This is a genomic window from Peribacillus muralis (assembly GCF_001645685.2).
Lineage (GTDB): Bacteria > Bacillota > Bacilli > Bacillales > DSM-1321 > Peribacillus > Peribacillus muralis_A.
The window spans coordinates 4,865,908-4,890,736 of record NZ_CP017080.1; the positions used below are offsets into that span (position 1 = coordinate 4,865,908).

General features: G+C 43.5%; 19 protein-coding genes and 4 tRNA genes. 2 read left to right on the forward strand and 21 right to left on the reverse strand.

What is annotated here, in order from left to right:
- Positions 1-54: 54 nt before the first annotated feature.
- On the forward strand, positions 55-1,290 hold the full coding sequence (pepT, locus tag ABE28_RS23610) for a peptidase T (RefSeq protein ID WP_064466980.1): 1,236 nt from the start codon (positions 55-57) through the stop codon (positions 1,288-1,290).
- A gap of 52 nt (positions 1,291-1,342) precedes the next feature.
- Here pepT and ABE28_RS23615 read toward each other — a convergent pair whose 3' ends face one another.
- Together ABE28_RS23615 and ABE28_RS23620 are read right to left on the reverse strand one after the other, a co-directional pair.
- Entirely contained in the window at positions 1,343-3,412 is a 2,070-nt protein-coding gene (locus tag ABE28_RS23615; protein ID WP_064466979.1) for a catalase, read from the reverse strand.
- A 678-nt stretch (positions 3,413-4,090) separates the two neighbouring features.
- Positions 4,091-5,539, reverse strand: coding sequence for a DEAD/DEAH box helicase (locus ABE28_RS23620; protein ID WP_064466978.1), 1,449 nt, complete (start codon positions 5,537-5,539; stop codon positions 4,091-4,093).
- Between the two features lie 261 nt (positions 5,540-5,800).
- Here ABE28_RS23620 and ABE28_RS23625 point away from each other — a divergent pair, with 261 nt between their 5' ends.
- On the forward strand, positions 5,801-6,133 hold the full coding sequence (locus ABE28_RS23625; RefSeq protein ID WP_064466977.1) for a heme oxygenase: 333 nt from the start codon (positions 5,801-5,803) through the stop codon (positions 6,131-6,133).
- A gap of 56 nt (positions 6,134-6,189) precedes the next feature.
- Here ABE28_RS23625 and rlmN read toward each other — a convergent pair whose 3' ends face one another.
- From rlmN to ABE28_RS23715, 19 genes are all read right to left on the reverse strand, one after another.
- Positions 6,190-7,257 carry a dual-specificity RNA methyltransferase RlmN gene (rlmN, locus tag ABE28_RS23630; protein WP_064466976.1) on the reverse strand — a complete coding sequence of 356 codons (1,068 nt, stop codon included), beginning with the start codon at positions 7,255-7,257 and terminating at the stop codon, positions 6,190-6,192.
- A gap of 80 nt (positions 7,258-7,337) precedes the next feature.
- The gene (gene rlmH / locus ABE28_RS23635; RefSeq protein WP_064466975.1) at positions 7,338-7,817 is read right to left on the reverse strand and encodes a 23S rRNA (pseudouridine(1915)-N(3))-methyltransferase RlmH; all 480 of its coding nucleotides are present in this window, start codon (positions 7,815-7,817) and stop codon (positions 7,338-7,340) included.
- A 341-nt stretch (positions 7,818-8,158) separates the two neighbouring features.
- Positions 8,159-8,395, reverse strand: coding sequence for a CxxH/CxxC protein (locus tag ABE28_RS24755; RefSeq protein ID WP_306807319.1), 237 nt, complete (start codon positions 8,393-8,395; stop codon positions 8,159-8,161).
- 89 nt (positions 8,396-8,484) lie between these two features.
- Positions 8,485-9,705, reverse strand: a complete 1,221-nt coding sequence (locus ABE28_RS23640; protein ID WP_064466974.1) for a S1C family serine protease — start codon at positions 9,703-9,705, stop codon at positions 8,485-8,487.
- A 271-nt stretch (positions 9,706-9,976) separates the two neighbouring features.
- Positions 9,977-10,771 carry an MBL fold metallo-hydrolase gene (locus ABE28_RS23645; RefSeq protein WP_064466973.1) on the reverse strand — a complete coding sequence of 265 codons (795 nt, stop codon included), beginning with the start codon at positions 10,769-10,771 and terminating at the stop codon, positions 9,977-9,979.
- Between the two features lie 6 nt (positions 10,772-10,777).
- Positions 10,778-11,575 (reverse strand): two-component system regulatory protein YycI, encoded by a 798-nt coding sequence (locus ABE28_RS23650; protein WP_064466972.1) that lies wholly within the window; start codon positions 11,573-11,575, stop codon positions 10,778-10,780.
- The gene (locus ABE28_RS23655) at positions 11,562-12,899 is read right to left on the reverse strand and encodes a YycH family regulatory protein (RefSeq protein WP_064466971.1); all 1,338 of its coding nucleotides are present in this window, start codon (positions 12,897-12,899) and stop codon (positions 11,562-11,564) included. Before ABE28_RS23655 ends, ABE28_RS23650 begins: the two co-directional genes overlap by 14 nt.
- Entirely contained in the window at positions 12,896-14,728 is a 1,833-nt protein-coding gene (gene walK, locus ABE28_RS23660) for a cell wall metabolism sensor histidine kinase WalK (protein WP_064466970.1), read from the reverse strand. Before walK ends, ABE28_RS23655 begins: the two co-directional genes overlap by 4 nt.
- Positions 14,729-14,733: 5 nt before the next feature.
- A complete protein-coding gene (gene yycF, locus ABE28_RS23665; protein WP_064466969.1) occupies positions 14,734-15,444 on the reverse strand; it encodes a response regulator YycF in 711 nt (236 codons plus the stop codon).
- A gap of 281 nt (positions 15,445-15,725) precedes the next feature.
- The gene (locus ABE28_RS23670) at positions 15,726-17,144 is read right to left on the reverse strand and encodes a peptidoglycan DD-metalloendopeptidase family protein (protein ID WP_064466968.1); all 1,419 of its coding nucleotides are present in this window, start codon (positions 17,142-17,144) and stop codon (positions 15,726-15,728) included.
- A 405-nt stretch (positions 17,145-17,549) separates the two neighbouring features.
- Positions 17,550-17,622 (reverse strand) — tRNA-Phe (locus ABE28_RS23675).
- Positions 17,623-17,648: 26 nt separating this feature from the next.
- Positions 17,649-17,724: transfer RNA gene (locus ABE28_RS23680), tRNA-Asp, on the reverse strand.
- 23 nt (positions 17,725-17,747) lie between these two features.
- Positions 17,748-17,819, reverse strand: a tRNA-Glu gene (locus ABE28_RS23685).
- 9 nt (positions 17,820-17,828) lie between these two features.
- A tRNA-Lys gene (locus ABE28_RS23690) sits at positions 17,829-17,904 on the reverse strand.
- Positions 17,905-18,107: 203 nt separating this feature from the next.
- The gene (locus ABE28_RS23695) at positions 18,108-19,400 is read right to left on the reverse strand and encodes an adenylosuccinate synthase (protein WP_064466967.1); all 1,293 of its coding nucleotides are present in this window, start codon (positions 19,398-19,400) and stop codon (positions 18,108-18,110) included.
- A 292-nt stretch (positions 19,401-19,692) separates the two neighbouring features.
- Positions 19,693-21,057 (reverse strand): replicative DNA helicase, encoded by a 1,365-nt coding sequence (gene dnaB, locus ABE28_RS23700; protein WP_064466966.1) that lies wholly within the window; start codon positions 21,055-21,057, stop codon positions 19,693-19,695.
- Between the two features lie 152 nt (positions 21,058-21,209).
- The gene (rplI, locus tag ABE28_RS23705) at positions 21,210-21,659 is read right to left on the reverse strand and encodes a 50S ribosomal protein L9 (RefSeq protein ID WP_064466965.1); all 450 of its coding nucleotides are present in this window, start codon (positions 21,657-21,659) and stop codon (positions 21,210-21,212) included.
- Complete coding sequence (locus ABE28_RS23710; protein WP_064466964.1) at positions 21,656-23,626, reverse strand: DHH family phosphoesterase; 1,971 nt, start codon at positions 23,624-23,626, stop codon at positions 21,656-21,658. Before ABE28_RS23710 ends, rplI begins: the two co-directional genes overlap by 4 nt.
- A gap of 38 nt (positions 23,627-23,664) precedes the next feature.
- Positions 23,665-24,612 carry a YybS family protein gene (locus tag ABE28_RS23715; RefSeq protein ID WP_064466963.1) on the reverse strand — a complete coding sequence of 316 codons (948 nt, stop codon included), beginning with the start codon at positions 24,610-24,612 and terminating at the stop codon, positions 23,665-23,667.
- Positions 24,613-24,829: the final 217 nt, after the last annotated feature.

Here is a 24,829-nt window from a genome sequence, read left to right on the forward strand (position 1 = left end):
GTTAGCCACACAACCATCCGTGGTAAGATAAGGTAAAAAGGAGCTGATGGGCAAATGAAGAATGATATCATAGATAGATTTACTTCTTATGTGAAGGTGGATACACAATCCAATGAGGAAAATCCCTCATGCCCCTCTACACCTGGGCAACTGACCTTGGCAAATATCTTGGTGAAAGAACTGCAATCGATAGGTATGGAGGAAGTGACGATTGATGGTAATGGCTATGTGATGGCGACACTTCCATCCAATACGGATAAAAAGGTCCCAACGATTGGATTTTTGGCCCATATCGATACAGCAACGGATTTTACAGGGAAAAACGTGAAACCACAGCTCGTTGAAAATTACGATGGCCGCGATCTTACCTTACATGAAGAATTGGAAATCATCCTTTCTCCGAATGAATTCCCTTCACTTATGAATTATGAAGGGCATACGTTGATCACGACCGATGGGACAACCTTGCTGGGCGCAGATAATAAGGCCGGCATTGCAGAAATCATGACGGCCATGAATCATTTGATTCAGCATCAGGAAATCAAGCATGGGAAAATCCGTGTCGCCTTTACACCTGATGAGGAAATCGGCAGAGGTCCCCATAAGTTTGACGTCGACGCTTTTGGTGCCCAATTTGCCTATACGGTCGACGGGGGCCCTCTTGGCGAACTTGAATATGAAAGTTTCAATGCGGCATCGGCCAAAATCAAAATCAAAGGCACGAACATTCACCCTGGTACCGCCAAAGGGAAGATGGTCAATGCGGCCAAAATCGCCATGGAATTTCATAATTTGCTACCAGCGGCAGAAGCACCGGAACATACGGAGGGCTACGAAGGTTTTTACCATCTGCTATCCTTTCACGGTGATGTCGAAGAGACCAAGCTTTCCTACATCATCAGGGATTTCGAACGCCAAAAATTCAATGATCGCAAGGAATATATCACGCACCTCATCGAAGAGTTAAAAGAAAAGTATGGACAAAAAAGCATCGAGCTTGAATTGCAGGACCAATACTTCAATATGAAGGAAAAAATTGAGCCAGTCAAAGAAATCGTGGACATAGCCCATGAGGCAATGGAAAAACTCGGTATACAACCTAAAATCTCACCCATACGCGGTGGTACGGATGGTTCCCAATTATCATATATGGGCCTTCCGACACCCAATATATTTACCGGCGGCGAGAATTTTCATGGCAAATATGAATTCATTTCCGTCGATAATATGATGCTGGCGACAAAGGTGATCGTTGGAATTGCTTCCCTTTTTGAAGAAAAAGCGAAGTAGCTTGATGGAAATATAAGAAAACCCCAAACCTAAGCGGTCTGGGGTTCTTTCATCATGCCCGTATCCAGTGACGATGCTTGGCAATGGCTTCGATAAAGGCAGTGCCGCTCTTTTCATCTGCGATGGCCACAACGCCTGCATTGGGATCAAAGGAACCTATGCCTGCCTTCGTCAATATCTCGGCTCCTTCTTTTCCTGCACCGATTGCCTTGAAATGATTGTAGGCTTCATTCACAAAGAAAATGGAGTTCTTCGTTGCTTTTAGAGCATCAACACTTTCCTGACCTCCTGCTACATATACGGCATCGTACAGTACCGAGTCGGCTGTCAGGAATGTCTGGTCGACTTCAACTTGCTGTTCCGTTGCACTTGTAATCATGCCCCGATTAATACTGACGATTTCCGCGGTTATTCCTGCTGCCTTGAATGATTCCAATACTTGATTGACCTCAGTTCCATTGAAACCATCTGCTGCGAGGATTGCCACTTTTCTTGTTGCGGCGGTTTTCACTTTCATCAGTTCCTGGCTTAGCGCAGGAGAAGTCAACTCGGTCTCGACCTCATTTTTATTAGATGGAGGATTCGCTCCCACACCCTTGGCGATTGCTTCCGCCAGCTCAAGATCGACATTGCTGAACATCTCCACAACCTGCTGCTGAACGTCCTTACTTTTCACTTTCCCCACCTCAAAGTGGAAAGCGGCAATGATATGCTCCTTCTCCACTTCCGTCATGCTATTCCAGAATAATTTAGCTTGGCTGTAATGGTCCTTGAAGCTTTCACTGCGCTGGCGCACCTTCCTGCCATCGACCTTTTCCTGATAGTGTGCATAGCCGCCCTCCGCTTCTGAAGCAGGTACCGGTGAGTTGCCTGCAAGGGAATTCTTATGATAGCTGACCGGTCCTGGATTGATTGTCATCCGATGCATCCCGTCGCGCTGATTGTTATGAAAAGGGCAAACGGGCCTGTTAATCGGAAGCTCATGGAAATTCGGTCCGCCCAATCGGGAGAGCTGTGTATCGGTATACGAAAATAAACGTCCTTGAAGCAGCGGATCATTGGAAAAATCGATGCCCGGTACAACATGTCCCGGATGGAAAGCAATCTGTTCGGTTTCCGCAAAAAAGTTATCAGGATTCTGGTTCAAAACCATTTTCCCGATTATTTTCACTGGCACCTGTTCTTCAGGCCATAGTTTAGTGGGATCAAGAATATCAAAGTCGAAATTGAATTCGTCTTCCTCCTTGATCAATTGCACGCCAAATTCAAATTCAGGATAATTGTCTGTATCGATCGCTTCCCATAAATCTTGACGGTGAAAATCGGGATTCTTTCCGGCGATTTTCTGCGCTTCATCCCAGACGAGCGATTTAACGCCAAGGACAGGCTTCCAATGGAATTTAACGAAATGGGAAACGCCTTCTTCATTCACAAAACGGAATGTATGAACGCCGAACCCCTCCATCATCCTGAGGCTTCTCGGAATCGCCCTATCGGAAAGATGCCACATGATCATATGTGCCGTTTCCTCATTATTGGCGACAAAGTCCCAAAAAGTATCATGTGCAGAAGCTGCCTGTGGAATTTCATTATGAGGCTCAGGCTTTACAGCATGAATCAAATCCGGGAACTTAATTGCATCCTGGATAAAAAATACCGGAATATTATTCCCGACCAAATCATAGTTTCCTTCCTCGGTATAAAACTTGGTCGAAAATCCCCTGACATCCCGAACCGAGTCTGCCGATCCGCGCGAACCTGCTACTGTGGAGTACCGGACGAATACCGGAGTCTTGACCGAAGGATCTTGAAGGAACTTGGCCTTTGTAAATTCAGTCATCGGCTCATATACTTGAAAATATCCGTGTGCCCCTGATCCACGTGCATGCACGATTCGCTCAGGAATTCTCTCATGGTCGAAATGGGTCATCTTTTCACGAAAATGAAAATCCTCCATTAAAGTCGGACCGCGGGTTCCCGCTTTCAAAGAATGCTCATCCTCCGAAATGCGCAAGCCTTGGTTAGTCGTCATCTTTTTCCCGTTATCATCCGCTCGATATTGATCTAACTGCCGATTCTTACTATGCTCATTAATTTTTCCGCTCTCGTTTTCACTTACCATTGTTTCATTCCCCCTCCAAGTCAAAAAAATTAAGGTTGATTAGTGCCGTATATATTTTTATTATTGGAAATAATTGCGTTATCCTTCCTCATATACCACTCTATTTTGAGGGATAAACAGAATTCAAAAAAATTATCAGAGTGACGTCAGGTCAATTTGGCGCAGGTCGAATTAGTACCGGATTGGGTCGAATTATCTCCTGTTAGGACGATTTATCCCCGCATTGAGTCGATTTTTACCCTGTTAGGACGATTTAGCCTCGCATTGGGTCGATTTATCTCCTGTTAGGACGATTTAACCCACATTGGGTCGATTTATCTCCTGTTAGAACGATTTATCTCCGCATTGGGTCGATTTATCTCCTGTTAGGACGATTTAGCCTCGGATTGGGTCGATTTATCTCCTGTTAGGACGATTTAACCCACATTGGGTCGAATTATCTCCTGTTAGGACGATTTATCTCCGTATTGGGTCGAATTATCTCCTGTTAGGACGAGTTAGCCTCGGATTAGGTCGTTTTTTACCCAGATTGGGACGATTCTTCTCCCAGTTTGGTCAAATCTTGCCCGGATAGGTTGAACCCTAATCTTTTTATCACTAGGGATGTAAATAAAACATGAAAAAAGAAGCGGGAAGGCCAATTTTTTTAGCCTTCCCGCTTCTTTTCATTCAACAAATTTAGTTTTTGAAGGCTTCTGAAACCTTCAAGAGCTTGCCTTTAACTTTCGTGTTTTTCATCACTTTCAAGACGAGTGGACCCTTTTCGTTCAAGATTTCCACGTAAGAAACATTATCTTGTATTGTAATGATCCCGATATCCTCTGCGTTCACTCCATCAATCTTGGCAATGGTGCCGACGAAATCAACAGCCCTGATTTTCTTTTTCTTCCCACCATTGAAGTACAGCTTCATGATTTGTTTGTTCATTTTTTCACTTTTATCTTTTTTTATCTTTGGACGAGCTTCAAGCTTCGCCTCGAAGTCCGTTCTGTTGGCTGATACCTCTTCTTTTGAAGGCACCGCCCTCTTTTCGATTTCAAAGCCGATATACTCTTGGATCTCGGTCAGGAATTTGTCCTCATACGGTGTCACGAATGTGATGGCTTTGCCTTTTTGACCAGCACGGCCCGTTCTTCCCGTCCGATGCACATAGCTTTCCTTCTCCATTGGCAGGTCATAGTTAATGACATGGGTGATATTATCAATATCGATTCCGCGTGCGGCAACATCCGTAGCCACCAAGTAGCGGAATTCGCCCCTTCTGAATTCATTCATCACTGCAAGGCGATCCTCCTGAAGCATGCCGCCATGTATCATATCACAAGGATAATCAAGCTCTACCAGCTGTTCACATACTTGATCCACTCGGTCTTTCGTCCGGCAAAAAATGATGCAGCTATCTGGGTTTTCGGTTATTGTGATGTCTTTGAGCAGGGAGAACTTGTCATCCTCTTTCACTTCAATAAGCGCATGCTCGATCTTGTCCGTCGTTAAACCCTTCGCTTTGATTTCTATATCCAGGGGATCTTTCATATATTGCTTGCACAGCTTCTTTATACTCTCAGGCAACGTAGCTGAAAACAGCATCGTTACTCTCTCTTTCGGGAGCTCTTTAATGATGGCCTCCACTTGCTCGATGAAGCCCATATTAAGCATTTCATCCGCTTCATCAATAACCAAATGTGTAAGGCGCTCCAGGGCGAATGTACCTTTCTCGATATGATCTAGAACACGGCCCGGGGTTCCCACGACGACATGGCTTTTTTGCTTCAGCTCCGCTTTCTGCATGGCAAATGGATGTTTTCCATAAACTGCAGTTGCCTTGATCCGTTTAAACCTTCCAATATTGGTGATATCCTCTTTTACCTGCACAGCAAGCTCTCGTGTCGGCGTTAAAATGAGGGCCTGTGGCTTATTTTCCCCCCAATCGACCATTTCACATATCGGGATACCGAAAGAAGCGGTCTTGCCACTTCCCGTTTGCGATTTCACGACAAGATCCTGCCCTTTCAATGCGACTGGGATCACCTCACGCTGCACTTCTGTCGGACTTTGATATCCCAAGCTCTCCAATGCTCTTACGATTTCATCACTTAATGTATAATCAGAAAAACTCAATTCATTCATATGACAGCCTCATTTATTGTTTAGTATCATGCTTTATTGTTTCCATGATCGTAATTTCCTTATTCAAATTACTATTATACGCGATATGGAACGATAAACGGCGCAATAATCATTTTCCCTAGTCTTATTTCAAAATAACGAATCCTTCAAACTGGATGATATTGATGAACCAAAATGGACCGGCTGCTTTTTAACATGCTAAAATAAGTATGATATAAAAATGTAGCATAAAGACGGATATCCAAAAAGGAGAGCTGATTTATGGTAATCGTGACGAATAGAATCAGAGTCAAAAAAGGAATGGGAGCAGGTATGGCTCCAGGGTTCACTGCCCCAGGTCCACTTGATACGATGGAGGGTTTTGTGAAGATGGAAGTATTATTGACCCAGAATTTGACGGATCATGATGAACTGAGCGTCAATATGTATTGGGAAAATCTCGATAATTTTACTGCTTGGAGAAATAGTGATGCATTTAAAGCGGCACATAAACGGCCAGAACCAAGTTCCGATTCCGCTAAAAAAGAATCGCCGATCATAGGCAGCGAGCTTACTACGTATGAAGTTGCCTCGGTAAAGGAAATAGCAAGATGACATATGGTAAAGAGGCCGCTAATGAAGCAGCCTCTTTTTCTTCTATTGCTAAATAATCATTGCGCTTCGGCTTTCTTGATTTGCTTGCTCCGCAGCTGTCCGCAGGCTGCATCAATATCCGTCCCGTGCTCTTGGCGGATCTTACAGTTGACGCCCCTCTTTTTCAACGTATCATAGAACGCTAAAACGGACGCTTTTTCACTTCTTTGGTATTGGCTATGCTCATCCACAGGGTTATATGGAATCAGGTTGACATAAAGGCGGTGTTTTTTATCATCCAGAAGATTGGCAAGCTGCTCGGCTTCTTCTTTATGATCATTGACATCCTTCAAAAGGATATATTCGATGGTAATTCTCCGATTCGTTTTTTCCAAATAATAATCAAGTGATTTCATTAATTTTTCGATTGGGATCGCTCTGTTGATTTTCATGATTCGCGTCCTAAGTTCGTTATTAGGTGCATGCAGGGAGATTGCCAGATTCACCTGTAATTGCATATCGGTGAATTCATAAATCTTATTGGCAAGGCCGCTCGTCGAAACGGTAATGCGCCTGCCAGCGATGGCAAGACCCTTATGATCCATGAGCACCTTCAAAAAGTCACTCATGTTTTCAAAGTTATCAAACGGCTCGCCAATCCCCATCACCACTACATGGCTGACGAGATCCTTTTGCTCCAGTGTATCCAAATGCAGTTGAACGTTCATGATTTGCTCCACTATTTCCCCGCTGGATAAATCACGGCTTTTCGCCAATAGCCCACTGGCACAGAAACTGCACCCGATGTTGCAGCCAACCTGTGTGGTGACACACACGGATATCCCATATTTATGTCTCATCATAACGGTTTCGATAAGGTTCCCATCCTGCAATTTAAACAGGAATTTAATCGTGCCGTCAGCTGCCTCCTGCTTAACGTGAACAGTCAAGGTCTGGATCGAAAAATGCTCCTCCAGCAATTGGATACAGTCTTGATTAACATCCGTCATTTCAGAAAAACTCGTCACACGTGTCCGGTATAGCCACTCCCAGACCTGCTGTGCCCTGAATTTCCTATGTCCATGATCCAATAACCATGCTGTCAATTGTTCGAATGTTAAACCATAGATGGAATCTTTCTTCATTCGTTACCCTCTTTTCATTACATTAAGATTTAGTCGTTTAACTCCTTTAGACTTACAAGTCATTCCTTAAAACCACCCATTCATTTATGATAGGGTTCATTTCTATTTATCCGAAAGGCCCGATATATTTGCTCCAATAAAATCAATTTCATCAATTGATGCGGAAAGGTCATTTTAGAGAAGGAAAGTGCATAATCACTTCTTGAAGTCACCTCGGTGCTAAGCCCGAGCGACCCTCCAATGATAAAAACCAGCTTGCTTTTCCCATAGGTGGCCAACTGGTCAATATGAGCGGCAAGCTGCTCGGACGTAAGCTGCTTTCCATTGATCTCAAGCGTAATGACGTAGGTGTCAGGGCTGATTTTAGCCAGGATACGTTCACCCTCTTTTTGCTTTACGATCTCCATATCCGCTGCACTCAGGTTCTCGGGTGCTTTTTCATCAGGTACTTCAACAAGTTCTATAGTAGCATAGGCGCCTAACCTTTTTGCGTACTCGGCAATTCCTTGCTTTAAGTATTTTTCTTTTAGCTTACCTACCGTCATAATCGTTATTTTCATATATATCCTCTAACTTTCCTTATGTTTTAGTATCAGTTGTAGGATTTGCCTACCTATTATCATACCTTACAGATGCCTATAAGCAAAACAAGCAAATCACTTCCAATTACAAGGGTGTCCCCATCGCATCTGGCAGCATCAAAAAAACCGCTGACATAAAAGCGCAGCGGCAACCCTAATGTGCATTTTCCGAAGGTATTTCTGCGGATACTTGCACCTATTCTTATCCCCAGCCTTCATGAAATGAAGCCAGCATAAATGTTAAGAACAGGTTACAAACATGTTATCCACAAAAGTTATCCACATATCCACATTTTCTATCCACATCTTGTATGGGAATATTAGTTCCCTACTAGATATATTGCCACGTTTCGACAATATTCACAGGTTGTTGATAACTGTTTTTCCTCGGAAACTTGCGTTAAAACCGGATACGTTTCACACTCGTATACCACTTCATCCAACGCCATTTCCACGTGCTCCTGACAGCAATATAATTCCATCGATTCTTCACCTTTCCTTCCCATCCTACAAAAATCAATTATCCACAACATACGCGGCAGCTCTGACTTCGACATATATCCACAGGTAATCGTAACAAAAAATAAAAAAAGCGCAAGAGAATATAAAGAACAGGAAGCAATAGTGCCCCCTGTCCTCCTGCGTTTTAAATTTCGCTGTTTGAAAGTGTGACTTCAGTCGATTCTTTCTTTCCATCACGGTAATAAATGATTTTGACTTTATCGCCGATTTTCTTGTCATTATAAAGGTATTTTCTTAGTTCCACGACGTCATGGATTTCTTCCTTATCCATTCCGACGATGACGTCAAACTCCTTCAAGCCTGCCTTTGATGCTGGAGAATTGCTTTGAACCCCTGTTATCGCAACTCCTGAAGTAACTTTCTTCGGCAATTTTAACGTATTTTGCTGATGATATTGGGAAATTTCTTCTACGGATGCCAAATTCACACCCAGGAATGCGCGCTTCACTTCACCGAATTCCTCTATGTCATTGATAATTGGAATGACCGAATCGATCGGGATGGAAAGTCCGATCCCTTCGACTGCATTTTCTGCAATCTTCATCGAATTTATTCCGATTACCTGTCCTGACATATTTACGAGTGCCCCGCCGCTGTTGCCTGGGTTAATGGCCGCATCCGTCTGGATGACTTCCGCATTCCAATCCACTTGTCCGTCCTCATTGATATCGACCTCTATCGTACGCTCCAGGCCGGAGATGATTCCTTGTGTGATTGAACCTGAGAATTGGAGGCCTAGAGGGTTACCAATGGCAATCACTGGCTCACCTGGCTTCAATTTTTCGGATTTTCCGAACTCTGCAATTGTCTTGATTTTATTACCGTCCACGACTATGACCGCTAAATCTGTCCACGGGTCGCTTCCTTGCAGCTTTGCAGGCAATTTAGTACCGTCACTTAATGTCACTTCCAGCTCATTGGCGCCTTCAATAACATGATTATTCGTAACAATATAGGCCTTGCCGTCATCCTTTTTATAGACGACGCCTGAGCCTGTGCCAGCTTCAGCCGAACTGTCCTCAGCATTGCTCCCTTGGCCCCAGAAGTTCGTTTCCTGGATGTTGGTGATGCCGACCACTGCGTCACTTGCCTTATCGACGGCATTGGTGACGGCACTTGTTACATCGACAGCAAGGCTTTGCTGCGCTTGCTTCATCGGCTGATTACTTGTTGATTTCTGCGTTGTAGTTCCATCACTTCCGTTATTAAGTATGCCACCTCCCGGAAAAACCAATAAAATAAGTAAAGCACCAATGATGGCGCCTCCCAAGCCTGTTAGAAAATAGCTTGCATGGCCCTTTTTTCGTTTATTTCGGTTCTCATCATGATCATCATAATAACCCAAGACCGCATCATCCTCTCATTTTAGGAAATGAATAATAGCCATTCTATTGTTTGGTATCCTCCCTCAATTATACTCAATTACCGAATTTTTTCTAAAAAAATGCATCCAATATTTCAAGAGGGAGATTATTGGACTTAGGTCAGCCGTTTTTCCTATATGTATACAGTTGTAACCAAACGATACCCCAATTAAACCAATTAGTAACTTTCGGAAGGGGATTTTCAGCAATAAAAAAAGAATGGACAAGGTTTCCCTTATCCATCCCTTTTCTTTACAACGTAACGAGCTCCGTTGGTCTTTTCGGGTCAGTATCGTATAAGGAAAATTGCTCCCCAACGATTATCCCCTTTGTCTTCAAGGTCTGTTCCACCGACATTCTAGCTAAATCCTTCATATTGTTATCAAGGCTTAAGTGGGCCAGGTAAATACGTTTCGTCTTATCACCGGCCACTTCACTCATAGCAAGAGCGGCATCTTCATTGCAGACATGTCCAACATCACTCAAGATACGGCGCTTGATGCTCCATGGGTATTTACCCATCCTCAGCATCGAAACATCATGGTTGCTTTCAAAAACATAGGCATCGGCATTCGATATGATCCCTTTCATCCGATCGCTTACATAACCTGTATCAGTGATGACCACAAGCTTCTTGTCTCCATGATGAAAGACATAAAACATCGGCTCGGCAGCATCATGTGAAACACCAAATGACTCGATATCAAGACTGCCGAACGTTTTGACTTGCTCCATTTCAAATGTGAATTTTTGCTCGTTAGCAATTTCGCCGATCGAGCGTTCCATGGCATTCCATGTCTTTGCGTTCGCATATATCGGAAGCTTATGTTTTCTGGCGACCACGCCCAGTCCTTTAATGTGGTCGCTATGTTCGTGGGTAACAAGGATTCCGGATAATTTCGACATATCGCGGCCAATATCCTGGAATAATGCTTCCATGGCCTTGCCGCTTAATCCGGCATCGACAAGGAAGGATTGATCCTCCGTTTCCACGAAAAAGGCATTTCCTGTACTCCCGCTGGCGAGAACACTAAAATGCATAGTCATCTATACTCACTCCAGTATTTTTTCTTCAGTATTTAATTCAATGACCTCTCCATCAAAAGCGTTCACGAAGAGATCCGTTTCGTTATCAAGGACCACCCACCAAGTCGGCACTAGCAAATGGGACATCGATGTCGTCTGCAGCGAATTATAAAAACCCAGTTTAACATTCGTGACTTTGCTTTTTGGCACAATATCACGATTATCATATAAAGCTCTAATGGCTTTCATGGGAGTTACCAATTCCTTAGGTTTATTGAATTTTTCAATATCCTCTAAATACATCTGCTCATAGGACACGACTTCACCTTTTTTATTCAAATATAAAGTGACCTTCCCTTTACTATTATTAAAAAACATCTTACTATCTGCCACCTGATAGCAAATGATCGTCTGGGTGATCTTATCATAACTCCAAAAACGGTACTCACTGCCCTTTAATATATAATCCTTCAGGAATATATCCAGGTCTGCCTCATGAATGTCCGCCTTCATGCTCACTGGCGTCTTGAATGTGCCCACCAGCTTCTTATCATCTATGATCTTGGCTTTTTGATTTTTCAAGTACTGTATATCTTTCTTCTCGAACGTCTTGCTTTTCGCAGTCAGGAATTGGTCCTTCAGCTTTTGTTTCGGAAGAGGGACTTCTATCGAGATATCATCTTCCTTCAATAGCTCCTCCGTTGAGGACTCCGCGAAATTCTCATATTGGTAGTCATTGATTTTTTCAAGGAATTGATAAAGAAGAAAAATATTCAAAACGAAGAACACCATGATGAATATCGACTTTGTATTATTCCAATCCACTTTGATCGCCTCCCGTATCTCCTTCAAAAGGCACAATGAACCATTTATTGCCGATGCGATAATACCATGTCGGTTCAAGGGTAACCAAGGTGACAAGCTTGGAATCAAGGGATTTATCCAATCTATACCCGATAGAAATGTCCTCCACTTTCTTGAAATCGATATTATCTTTCGATTTCAACTGATCCAATACTTCCCTGCCGCTTGCTAACGTCTTAAGAGCACCTTCTGATGGGAGAACCGAAGCAAGTGAGAAGTATGGACGTTCATAGCTATAAATCTCTTCCTTACCCCAGATTTGTTCGATTTCAGTCATTCCATATTCATTGAAGGCAGGATACCCGTTTACGAACAACCGGAACACGACCCGTTGCTCACTCTCCGACATATAGGCGTAGCGATAGTTATTATCTTCCCAGCCAGCATGATCATTGATGAAATCTATGCTTTTTTGCAGAAGATCACTCGAACTTCCGAATGACTTGTCCTTTTGTCCCGGATTGATATAAGAAATCAGGTAATTTTCTTTATTAATCGTCATCAGCCTTGTTCCATCCGTATATTCATCGCCGACCGAAACCGATTCCTGGCGCACATACTTAGGAAAATTAAATAATGCATTCTTCAGTTTTCCTATATCCAAATTATCGATATAATACTGAAAGCTTTTAATCTCCACCGGGTTTTCTGGTACGAACAGCGTCTTTTTGCTGTTTATCACTTCTGCCGTGTATTCGGGGTGCTCATTGTAAGAACCCGTATAAAACTTATCCATGAAATCTTCTACTTTATTGGAATCGACCATACCCTGATAGATTTTCTCTTGACCATATGAAACAAAATAAACGGCGGAATCATTTTCACCGATTTCCCTTTGTTTTATGATAATCCGGTCAAAAGAAAAGGAAGGCACTTCCTTATCGGTGATATTCAATAACGTTTTATAGATGGATATAGGAACATCATCGGAAAATTGAATTTCAACCGATCCGTCTTCATGGACAAAATCATCGAATTTCCTTTGTAGCCTCTTTACCGAGATCTCTCTGATACCGCTAAAACTCCATTGCGAATATTCCTTCTCCATCCTGCCTATTTCAATTGGGTCTGAGGTCTGGAAATGCTGCCCATTACCGTGAAAAAGGATACTGACCGGTTTAATGACATCACTGACGATCTCCACATCGCTTTTTATCTTTATATAATCCGACGATTGACTCAATTGATCATATTCAGGCTCGTACGTCCAAATGCTCCAGGTCAAGAAAATGCTCGTCCCCACCAAAATAGTCAGTATAATGCTTTTTGCACGTTCTAAATTCATGACCAATCATCCTCTTCTTCCTGTTCGTAAGGAAGTGTAAAGAATACCGTAGTTCCTTTTCCATCCACACTTTCCGCCCAAATTTTCCCGCCATGCGCCACGACCATTTCTTTTGCAATCGCTAAACCAAGACCGGTTCCCCCTAAATTCCGCGCCCTCGCTTTATCGACACGGTAAAATCGGTCGAATATTTTATCAATGACGTTTTTCGGGATTCCCACGCCTTGATCTGTAATGCTTACAACGATGAAGCCATCGGTAGCCTTGGCACGGAAGGTCACTTGACCCCCTTCAGGCGAGTACTTCAACGAGTTCGAGATTACATTATAAAGAACCTGGGTAATCTTATCCTCATCGATATCGACGAAATAAGCCTCTTTAGGCAGATCACGCTTGAACGTGATATCATCATTTTTCGTCATTTCAAATCGATCGATGATGTGGTCATAGAATTTGTTGAAATTCACCCAGCCCGTTTTAAGCCTGTAATCCTTGCTGTCCATTTTCGATAGCTGCAGCAAATCATTGACGAGCCTGATCATTCGCTCCGTTTCATTTTGAGTAACACTTAAAAACGATGGAGCGATTTCCTCGTCCTTCCATGCCCCTTCAGCCAATGCCTCCAGGTAACTCCTCATGGTCGTAAGCGGGGTCCGCAGCTCATGAGAAACATTGGCCACGAATTCCCTGCGTTCACTCTCGATTTTTTCCTGCTCGGTTATGTCATGCAGAACCGTTATCAAACCATTCACGAATCCCGTTTCCTTTTGAATAACCGAAAAGTTCGCCCTCAAAATGAACGGGCGGTTCTTTTTGCTGTAATCAAGGATGACGGATTCACGTTCTTCCAGTAAATCATCAAATTTATATTCTTCTTCAAGACCCAATACCTCAATGATCGGCTGGTTCATGACGGTTTCACGCGAAATATTCAATAGCTGTGCCGCCGGTTCGTTGATCAAGTTCACCCGACCGCGCCTGTCCGTCGAAATCACGCCGTCCGTCATGTTGGAAAGGACGGATGAAAGCTTGCGCCGCTCCCCTTCCGTGCTCGATTGCGACTCTTGAAGCTTTTTAGTCAAATTATTAAAGGTGACGGCAAGCTGACCGATTTCGTCATCACCATATACCCTGACCTTTCTGGAAAAGTTCCCTTTCGCCATTACCAGGGCCTGTTTCCTCATATCAGACATGGGCCGGGTGATCGTTCGTGCGAGCAGGATCCCCAAGATGGCGGTAATGACCAAGGCAATGGCCGTACCCGTCATGAAGATGCTATTTATTTCATCCATCTGCTCGAACACATTTTCCATCTCCGCTATGACATAGACGGCTCCAATGACCTCGCCATTCGCTTCAATCGGAGTCGAAAGAACCCAGAGCCTTCTGCCTGTTTTAAGATCGCGGAAAACATCACTATCTTCTTTCCCATAAATGAGCGTATTCTTGATGAGGACCTCTGTTGTCTTTTTCCCGACAATATCCTTTTTGCTGGGGTCCGAGGTACCGATCACCCGTCTGCTTCGGGTATCGATAACACGTACTTCAGAAATATCATTGGATGAATTATCCCTGTCTCTCAATATCGTATCAATCGCTTCTTCGAGGGTCGGATCGTCCCCTCCCCTCTCTTGCTCCATTTCTTCACCTATGCTATAGGTAAGCAAGTTAACGTGACCCTTTATCGATTTCGTAAAGTTCCCAACAAGATTTTCTTCCAATTCCCCAACAAAATATACTCCGATTATTTGCATCGCCACGAAAATAAGCAACACATAAATCAGAACAAATTTAAAATGAATTGAGCGAAAAAAACCAACCTTTTTCATAAGGACTACTCCTGTTCAGGGTTACGCAGGTAATAACCGACCCCTCTTCTAGTTACAATCCAGCCAGGATGGCTTGGATTGTCTTCAATCTTCTCACGAAGACGTCTAACCGTTACATCGACGGTCCGTACATCGCCAAAGTAATCATAGCCCCAAACCGTTTGCAATAAGTGCTCCCTTGTCATGACCTGACCGATATGCTTGGCCAAATAATGAAGCAGCTCAAACTCACGGTGAGTTAACTCGATCGTATCGCCCCGTTTCGACACTACATAGGCATCCGGGTGGATCGTGAGCGTTCCTATCGTAATTTCCTTCGGTTCATTAGTATCTTGATCAGGGACAGGCACAGCTTGCTGACGTCTTAGATTCGCCTTGACGCGGGCGATTATTTCCCGGGTACTAAATGGTTTCGTCACATAGTCATCTGCACCAAGCTCCAAACCTAACACTTTATCAATCTCTGAATCCTTGGCAGTCAGCATGATGATCGGCGTTTCATACTTCTTCCTTACTTCCCTGCAAACCTCCATGCCATCGCGCTGAGGCAGCATGATATCAAGCAAGATCAAGTCAGGCTGACGTTCTTCCACCATTTTGAGGGCCTCGTTTCCATCATAAGCACAAAAAACTTCATAGCCTTCTTTTTTAAGATTGAATTGCAATATATCAGCGATTGGCTTTTCGTCGTCCACTACCAAAATTTTCTTATCCATGTGTTTATCTCCTTTTTCATAACTAACCTGAATCTATTAAAAACCGTGTCCTTATCCGGGACCTTTATTCACTTTTCCTTCTGTCTGCACCAATCTGGCATCCTGGATTAACAAAAGTCCTATATATATACCCACTATAAGGGCATGAACACCTGGTTGAAAGCAAATTGTATCTATTATACTTTATCATTTTATAGGCATTAAATCACCTTTTTCCTATTATTCTCATCTATGTAGGAAGCAGAAGAAGCCTTCGAATTTTTTTCGAAGACTTTCATCAATTACTGACTTATATAGCTCAACGGATTTACAAGCGTCCCATTTTTGTATACTTCAAAATGGAGATGGACGCCTGTTGAGTTCCCTGTTGAACCCATCATGCCGATTTTCGAGCCCTTTTCGATCTTTTGCCCTACTTTAACACCGATCGAATCGAGATGGGCATAGACTGTCTTGTATCCATTATTATGGTTGATCGTTATCTTATTTCCATACCCTCCGGCGTTTCCTGCGGACTCAATGATTCCATGATCAGCTGCCGTGATAGTTCTCGTGGAAGGACGCGCGATATCAATCCCCTTATGGAGTTTCCCCCATCGCTGCCCCTGCTTACTGGATATATAGCCCCCGTCCGCAGGCCATGCATATGTGCCGCTGCCCCGCGAAGGAATGACCTTCGTGCCTTTTTTGGTGATTTTCGTCTTCGCTTTTTCCGTTATTTCTTTTTCCACGATCGCCTCACTGATTTTTTTACCGTTCGTTTCGGAAATGTTATAGGTGAAGGCCTCGATTCCATCATTGCCCGCTTGTTCAGTGATGACCTCGCCCTTTGGCAATTCATCATCCTCCTGAACTTTCTTTTCAAAAGGAATGCGTTCCTCCTTATATACTTCCCTTTCTACCATTACGTTCACATAAGGCATAAGTTCCGTCACAAAGAGACGTTCGCCCTCCTTAAGGTCCTCTCCTTCATGCTGACTAGGGTTCAGCTCCAACAGTCGGTCAGCGTCCATATCATGACTTGCAGCAATCGATTCCAGGTCATCATCTTTTTTAGTCTCATAGACGACCTTTTTCTCCTTGCCTTCCTCGAGCATGGCAATGGTTTTATCTGCCGTCTTGATCTCCTCTGGATCGACCATTGACTCTTTAATCGTAACCGGAAGCGAAAATTCGATGTCGAGGATTCTGCTTCCTGGTTCCTTTAATGGTTCCCCGGCCTTGTCTCCTCCATTTTTAGCTGATTCATAATCTTCGTATTCAGCTTCATCAACATATAGTAGGGTGAGCTTTTTCAACACTTCCTCGGCATCATCCTTTGATGCCAAATAAGCGACCGCTTGATGATCTATACCGATTTCATACGCTTTAGCCTTCACTTCCAATCGATCGGAAATACCCTCTACTGCCTGATCCTCTTTCACTTCATCTTCAAATACCTCTTCAGGGACAAACGTCAGCTGCGACTCCTTATCGAATGTATAATCAGGATAATCTTGCTGTGCTTCCTCCACCTTATCCGCCATGATCTTCTCGACCTTATCTTCATCGGTCACACTCCCGACGAACTCGTCATCAAGATATACATGGTGGATGGTTGTAGTATCCGAGAGCCCTGCAGCCGTCACCCGATTTCCAGCCAGCAGTAAAACGATGGATACTAACAGCAGGGTGATTCCCTTCCCTTTTAAGCTAAACATATATGGTCCTCCTTAACGGCTCAGTCACCAATTAAGAAACTAATCAAATGTATATTAAGATTTATTAGTCCAATTCAAATACACGTGCCTATGACTGATTTCATAATATTTTTCCACTCATAACTCTACCATAAGCAGAAAAAAAACAAGAAATAACTTCATAATGTAATATAACTGTATAAATGATGACAACAAGTACCAATGAATATCGCGGCAAAGTAGGTGGAATGATTTGCATAAGCCATGGTGGAGGCAAGCCCAGCAAGGGGGCAGTAGGTCAGAACATGAATTGGTTCAAATTGGTATGTTACAAATCGTTAACAAACCAATAACAAGAATTCATTTAAAATACAGAATGATACAGCAAAAAAACGCCCTTAAGATAAGGGCGTTTTTCAATAGAGATGGCTCAGGACGGAATCGAACCGCCGACACAAGGATTTTCAGTCCTTTGCTCTACCGACTGAGCTACTGAGCCAAATATTCCATTTTCAAAGAAAAAAATGGCGGTCCCGACGGGAATCGAACCCGCGATCTCCTGCGTGACAGGCAGGCATGTTAACCGCTACACCACGGGACCAGTAAAGATATAAAATAAAGAAGTGACCCATACGGGATTCGAACCCGTGTTACCGCCGTGAAAGGGCGGTGTCTTAACCGCTTGACCAATGGGCCGAAAAAAAATGGTGAGCCATGAAGGATTCGAACCTTCGACCCTCTGATTAAAAGTCAGATGCTCTACCAACTGAGCTAATGGCTCGTACTTTAGAGATGTTTCTGTGCTTCTCTTCATCATGTTATTGTGACGACGCTTATGATAATATCACGAATAATATGGTTTAGGCAATAGTTTTCTTGAAATAAATTTATATTTTTTATTTCCCTCTTTTTTCCCTTCCATTTCCACAGCCTGTAATCATGAAGAAGAGCCGGCCAAAAAGCCAGCTCCCTTTTCAAGAAAAATTACGCTAGACGCCAAGGGCTTCTCACGATATTTGTTTGGTTGCGGTCAGGACCTACAGAGAAAGTCGTCAAAGGAATGCCCACTAATTGTGATACGCGCTCAACATAGTGACGAGCATTATCTGGAAGCTCGTCCAATGATTTGCATCCTGTGATGTCCTCTGACCAGCCTGGAAGCTCTTCATAAACTGGCTTGCATTCGCCGGTCGCTTTCAGCGTCGCTGGCACCTCGTGAATGACTTCGCCTCTGTATTCATAAGCTACACAGATTTTGACCGTATCAAGACCTGATAGCACGTCAATCGAGTTCAATGATAGGTCGGTGATTCCGCTGACACGGCGTGCATGGCGAACGACAACAGCGTCAAACCAGCCCACGCGGCGCGGTCTGCCAGTAGTTGTGCCGTATTCGCGGCCTACTTCACGGATTTGATTACCGATTTCATCATGCAATTCTGTCGGGAAAGGACCATCGCCCACACGGCTTGTATATGCTTTACATACACCAACAACATGGTTGATTTTAGTAGGACCTACGCCAGAACCGATCGTAACGCCGCCTGCAACCGGATTGGATGACGTGACGAATGGATATGTTCCTTGATCGATATCAAGCATGACTCCTTGTGCGCCTTCGAATAATACCCGTTTTCCTTCATCAAGTGCATCGTTCAATACAACGGATGTATCGCAAACATATTTTTGCACTTGTTGACCATACTCATAGTATTCTTCCAAGATTTCTTCGATTTTGAAACCTTCCGTCTCATAAAAACGTTCGAACATACGATTTTTTTCGACAAGGTTATGAGATAGCTTTTCCTCGAAAATTTCACGGTCCAAAAGGTCCGCCATCCGGATTCCGTTACGGGCAGCCTTGTCCATATACGCAGGGCCGATTCCTTTTTTGGTCGTTCCAATTTTATTGGCGCCTTTACGATCTTCTTCGACTTCATCCAATTTGATATGATAAGGAAGAATGACGTGGGCACGGTTCGAAATGCGAAGATTATCCGTGCTCACTCCGTGGCTATGCAAATATGCAAGCTCCTCTACAAGAGCTTTCGGATCGACCACCATACCATTTCCAATGACACAAATTTTATCACTATAAAAAATCCCTGACGGAATTAAATGCAGTTTATAAGTAACACCATTAAATTTTATTGTATGCCCTGCGTTGTTACCACCTTGGTAACGAGCGATGGCTTCCGCATTCTGGGATAGAAAATCTGTTATTTTGCCTTTACCTTCGTCTCCCCATTGTGTACCGACTACTACAACTGATGACATCTGAATAAAGCACCTCCAAAGGTTCCGTAATACCGATCAATAACCGGTTCTTATCAAACAAAACTATTTTATCAATAATCCAAAGCGGAAGTCAATAAAAAATCCGAACATTACACATTTTAATAAATAATTTGTTCGTAAAAATAAGGTTAGCGTATTCATTCCCGGATTCCCTGCCTGATTGTTTTTGTTCGTCTCCACATTATTCCCTTCAGATTCTTTTATTATTATTCGAGGGCACCCCTTTTTTGAGAATAAAAAAACCCACCATGTTTTTATGGCGGGCTGTTCCCTATGCCCCGGGCGACATCGAATCATCATCGAATCGCCGTTCGAGGTTAACGAATTTATTGTACTCTTTTACGAAGGCAAGCGAAACCGTCCCTACTGGTCCGTTACGCTGTTTCGCGATGATGATTTCGATGATGTTTTTATTCTCGGATTCTTTATCATAATAATCATCACGATACAAGAATGCCACAATATCAGCATCCTGCTCAATACTTCCTGATTCCCTAATGTCGGACATCATCGGGCGCTTATCCTGGCGCTGCTCCACTCCCCGGGATAGCTGGGAAAGAGCGATGACCGGCACTTTAAGTTCACGAGCGAGTGCTTTGAGTGAACGTGAAATCTCGGATACCTCTTGCTGGCGGTTGTCGCCTGAACGGCCATCACCTTGAATTAACTGCAAGTAATCGATCAAGATCATGCCAAGGCCATGCTCCTGCTTTAAACGGCGGCATTTTGAACGAATTTCACCTATCCTAACACCTGGCGTATCATCGATATATATTCCGGCATTCGACAAGCTTCCCATCGCCATCGTCAGCTTCCGCCAATCTTCATCGGTCAAGGAACCTGTCCGTAAGTTCTGGGCGTTAATGTTTCCTTCGGCACAGAGCATACGCATCACGAGCTGCTCCGCACCCATCTCAAGACTGAAAATCGCTACGTTCTCTTCCGTTTTGGTCGCAACGTTTTGAGCGATATTCAAGGCAAATGCCGTTTTACCTACAGAGGGACGAGCACCCACTATAATGAGGTCATTGCGTTGGAATCCTGCTGTCATTCGATCCAGTTCAGCAAACCCTGTCGGTATTCCCGTGACATCCCCTTTACGGTTAGTCAAAATTTCTATATTATCGTACGTCGCAACCAATACATCTTTAATATTTTGGAAAGACCCGGAATTTTTACGCTGGGCCACTTCCATGATCGTTTTTTCTGCTTCCCCAAGCAGCTCCTCGACCTCGTCCTCGCGACTGTAGCCCTCCTGGGCGATGTTGGTCGCTGTCCTGATCAACCGGCGAAGCAATGACTTCTCTTCGACGATGCGGGCATAATATTCAACGTTGGCAGCGGTAGGCACCGACCCAGCCAGTTCACTTAAATATGATACACCGCCAACTTCTTCGAGGTTCTTAGTTGCAGCCAGTTCCTCCGTCACCGTAATCAAATCGACAGCTTTACCTTCGTCATTCAATTTAATCATCACATTGAAGATTTTCTGATGCGAGCTTCTATAGAAATCCTCTGGAATCAAAACTTCCGATGTAACGGTCAGGGATGACGGCTCAAGAAAAATCGCACCTAGTACAGCTTGTTCCGCTTCCACATTCTGAGGGGGAATCCTATCTTGAAATTGTTCTATCATATCTTAAAACCTCCCATTCTAAGAGGATACCTTCTTTTTGGTGATTTATAGGTTTCTAGTCAAAAAGAAAAAAGTGAAAGGACTACATGCCCTATCACATTTTTCGTCTAACTCTATTTTATCAATTTTTCACAGATATGAAACAGCTAAAATTAGTTAATTTCCTTAACATGCACAGTCAACGTCGCCGTGACTTCAGGATGAAGCCTGACAGGCAGCTTGGTATGACCTAAAGAACGGATGCCATCAGCAAGCTCCATTTTACGTTTATCAAGCTTGATGCCATGTTTTTTCTGAAGCTCTGCGGCGATTTGTTTAGTCGTGATGGAACCGAATAGACGCCCGCCCTCACCAGCTTTAGCCGATAGTTCCACTGTTAATTTCTCCAATTGCACTTTTAAATCTTCGGCCTGCTGAAGCTCTTCGGCAGCGAGTGATTGTTCTTTATTCTTCTGCGCTTCCAGCGTTTTTACATTTGTATTATTTGCTTCAACCGCCAATCCTTGTTTAATCAGGAAATTATGTGCATATCCATCTGCAACATTTTTAACTTCCCCTTTTTTCCCTTTACCTTTAACGTCTTTTAAAAATATGACTTTCATTCTTTTTGTCCCCCTTCTAAATATTCATCTATCGCCGCTTTTAACCGACCTTCAGCTTCTTCAATCGAGCATGCCTGCTGAGTGGCGGCATTCGTTAAGTGTCCGCCCCCATTCAGCATTTCCATGATCACCTGGACATTGATGTCCCCAAGGGAACGTGCACTGATGCCGACTTTATCATCAACTCGCTTAGCCATGACGAAGGAAGCGACGACACCATCCATCGTCAAAAGGGTGTCGGCAGCCTGGGCAATGAGCACCTGATTGTGGACCTGGTCGGATTTTGCCGAAGCGATGGCAATTCCCTTTTTATAAAAGATCACTTCTTCTATGAGCTTCGACCGTTTAATGTAAGTATCGACGTCTTCCTTCAGGAATTTCTGGACGAGTACCGTATCGGCTCCATGTGCCCTTAAATAAGAAGCAGCATCAAAGGTACGGGACCCGGTTCTCAATGTGAAGCTTTTCGTATCGACAATGATGCCGGCAAGAAGCGAGGTCGCTTCCAGCATGTCTATCTTCGAGCGCTTCGGCTGATATTCAAGCAGCTCCGTCACAAGCTCAGCTGTTGAAGACGCATATGGCTCCATATAGACGAGCAATGAATTCTTGATGAACTCTTCACCCCGGCGATGATGGTCAATGACGACAACCTTATCGATCCTATTCAATAACCGCTCTTCAATCACCATCGAAGGTTTATGCGTATCGACCACGACAAGCAACGTCTCATCCGTAATCATTTCAAATGCTTCATCAGGAGTTATGAACCGGGCATACAGGTCTTCTTTATTTTTGATTTCTTCCATTAAACGAAGGACACTGCTATCGAGCTGTTGGGTGTTAATGACAATATAGCCTTCACGTTCATTCATCTGGGCGACCTTCAAGATGCCGATTGCTGAACCGATTGCGTCCATATCCGGGTTTTTATGGCCCATGACAATGACCTTATCACTATCAAGGACGATATCCTTCAATGCGTGGGAAATCACGCGTGCACGAACCCTTGTGCGTTTTTCCATCGGGTTCGTCTTCCCGCCATAGAATTTCACTTTTCCATTCGACTGCTTGATTGCAACCTGGTCACCGCCCCGTCCGAGGGCCAGATCCAAGCTGGACTGCGCGAGCGAACCTAGTTCAGGTAAGGATGATACGGCAGAGCCGACACCTATGCTCAAGGTCAGTGGTACGTTTTGCTTGGCTGTCGTTTCCCTGATTTCATCCAGAATGGAAAATTTACCCTTTTCCAATTGCTGCAGGATATGTTCATTAAAGACAGCGATGAATCGTTCCGAGGATACCCTTTTGAAAAAAACGCCATTATCCCTTGCCCATTTATCAAGTAGTGAAGTGACCAAGCTATTGATGCTGCTTTTTCGCTGATCATCCATACCCTGTGTCAAATCATCATAATTATCAAGGAGGATGATCGCTATTGCCGTCCGCTCATCTTCATATAACTTCTCTATTTCCACTTGCTCCGTCACATCAAAAAAGTAAAGGAGTCTTTCCTCACGCTTATGGACCACCTTGAATTTTCGATCATGGAGCGTAAGTGTCTCTGTCTCGATTTCTTGCTTGATTAATGGGACGATCGAATCTGCGACATCATATAGTGACCTCCCTGCCAATGAATCCTCGCTAAAACAGGACGCCAGGAATGGATTGGTCCATTCGATGTAATAATCTTCATTAAAGAGCATGATTCCAATTGGCATTTCCAATAACGCTTCCTCGCCGACCTTTTTTAATCGGTAAGATAAAGTCGTTATATACTCTTCCGTCTTACGTTGCTTTTTTTCGACCATTGTTAACGTTAAATAAAATAAACCCGCAAGGACCAATAGCCCCAAAAGGGCAATAACCCAATTATAATAAGCCAGTACGCCCAAAAGTAACACGCCTGCGGCAAGAATCCCATACAAAGGGGACTTAATCGAGTATTCTTTCAAATAAGATGACATAGTTTCAGCTCCTAAAAGCATCTGTTTTACTTAAAAGACTAACCCTTTTTCCTGAATGTCTCCCTAAAGGGAAAGCCTAAATCTATTATACCTAAAAAACGGATGACCGTCGTAATAATCGGAAGCGGTAACAGCACGGTCACAACCACGATCATAACGGGGATGGCCTTGGCCCATGACTTCACATGAGCCATATAAAAAATCAGGGAGTATCCTTGCACTAATATGAAAAACTGCAGGATGAAAAATAAGTTCGTTATGGCCATGTATACAAAGCCGTTCTTGTCCGTATTCGTAAAAAGGGCTAGAAGCATCGTAATTAAATAATACCATAAAAGACTTTTCGGGAGTCGCAGATCTCGAAAATGAGGCCATTTTATCGTTTTTCCGCTGAATCGCTTCAGTATGGGATGTGCTGCAAGGAAAATCACCAATACCATCAAAACGGACATCAAGACGAATAGACTTGGCATCAATGTATAAAACATATCGATCGCATCATACATCCTCGTTTTGATTTCTTCCGTCTGTGCCTGCCCAAGAGACCCCATGAGGCCAATCGGATTTTCAACCGATTCCTTAACCATGCTCAACGCTTTTTCTATGTAATTCACATTCGTTATTAACACGGAACCTGCATATATTAGGATTGTGCCTCCCAGGAACACAAGGACTGCAATTATGAACGCGGTTACCATCGATTTATCTTTCTTCAAGCAATACCCGATCGTAATTCCCGTTACACCCATAAGCAAGGTCAATGGTACGGATAGTATCGTTCCGATGAGGAGCGTCAATAGCGAAGCGATGAATAAGTAACCTAGGCTCCACGAAAGCTTTTGCTTGATTGCGAACAAAATGAATGGAGTTGGTAAAAAGAAAAGCGTGATGATGCCCATTAACGGAACATGGATGGTGATGAACAGTAAAATGCAATATAGTGCCAAAAGGGCACCGCCCTCCGCAATTCGTCTCCCGCTATTCATCTAATTATTCACCCCCCTGTTTTATTGTCTTACGCTCATCTTTATATTGTATCCGTTCCGGCCAGGATATTTCAAACATGACAGTCTTTTTTCAGGATATGAATATTATTTCCTTGGAAAACCATATTTTCAACCGTTGCTAATATGGTTTTGAAAATAAAAAAACCGCAATTTCAGCGGATTTTTAGAAAAGGAAATGATTTATAAAAAAAAGGCG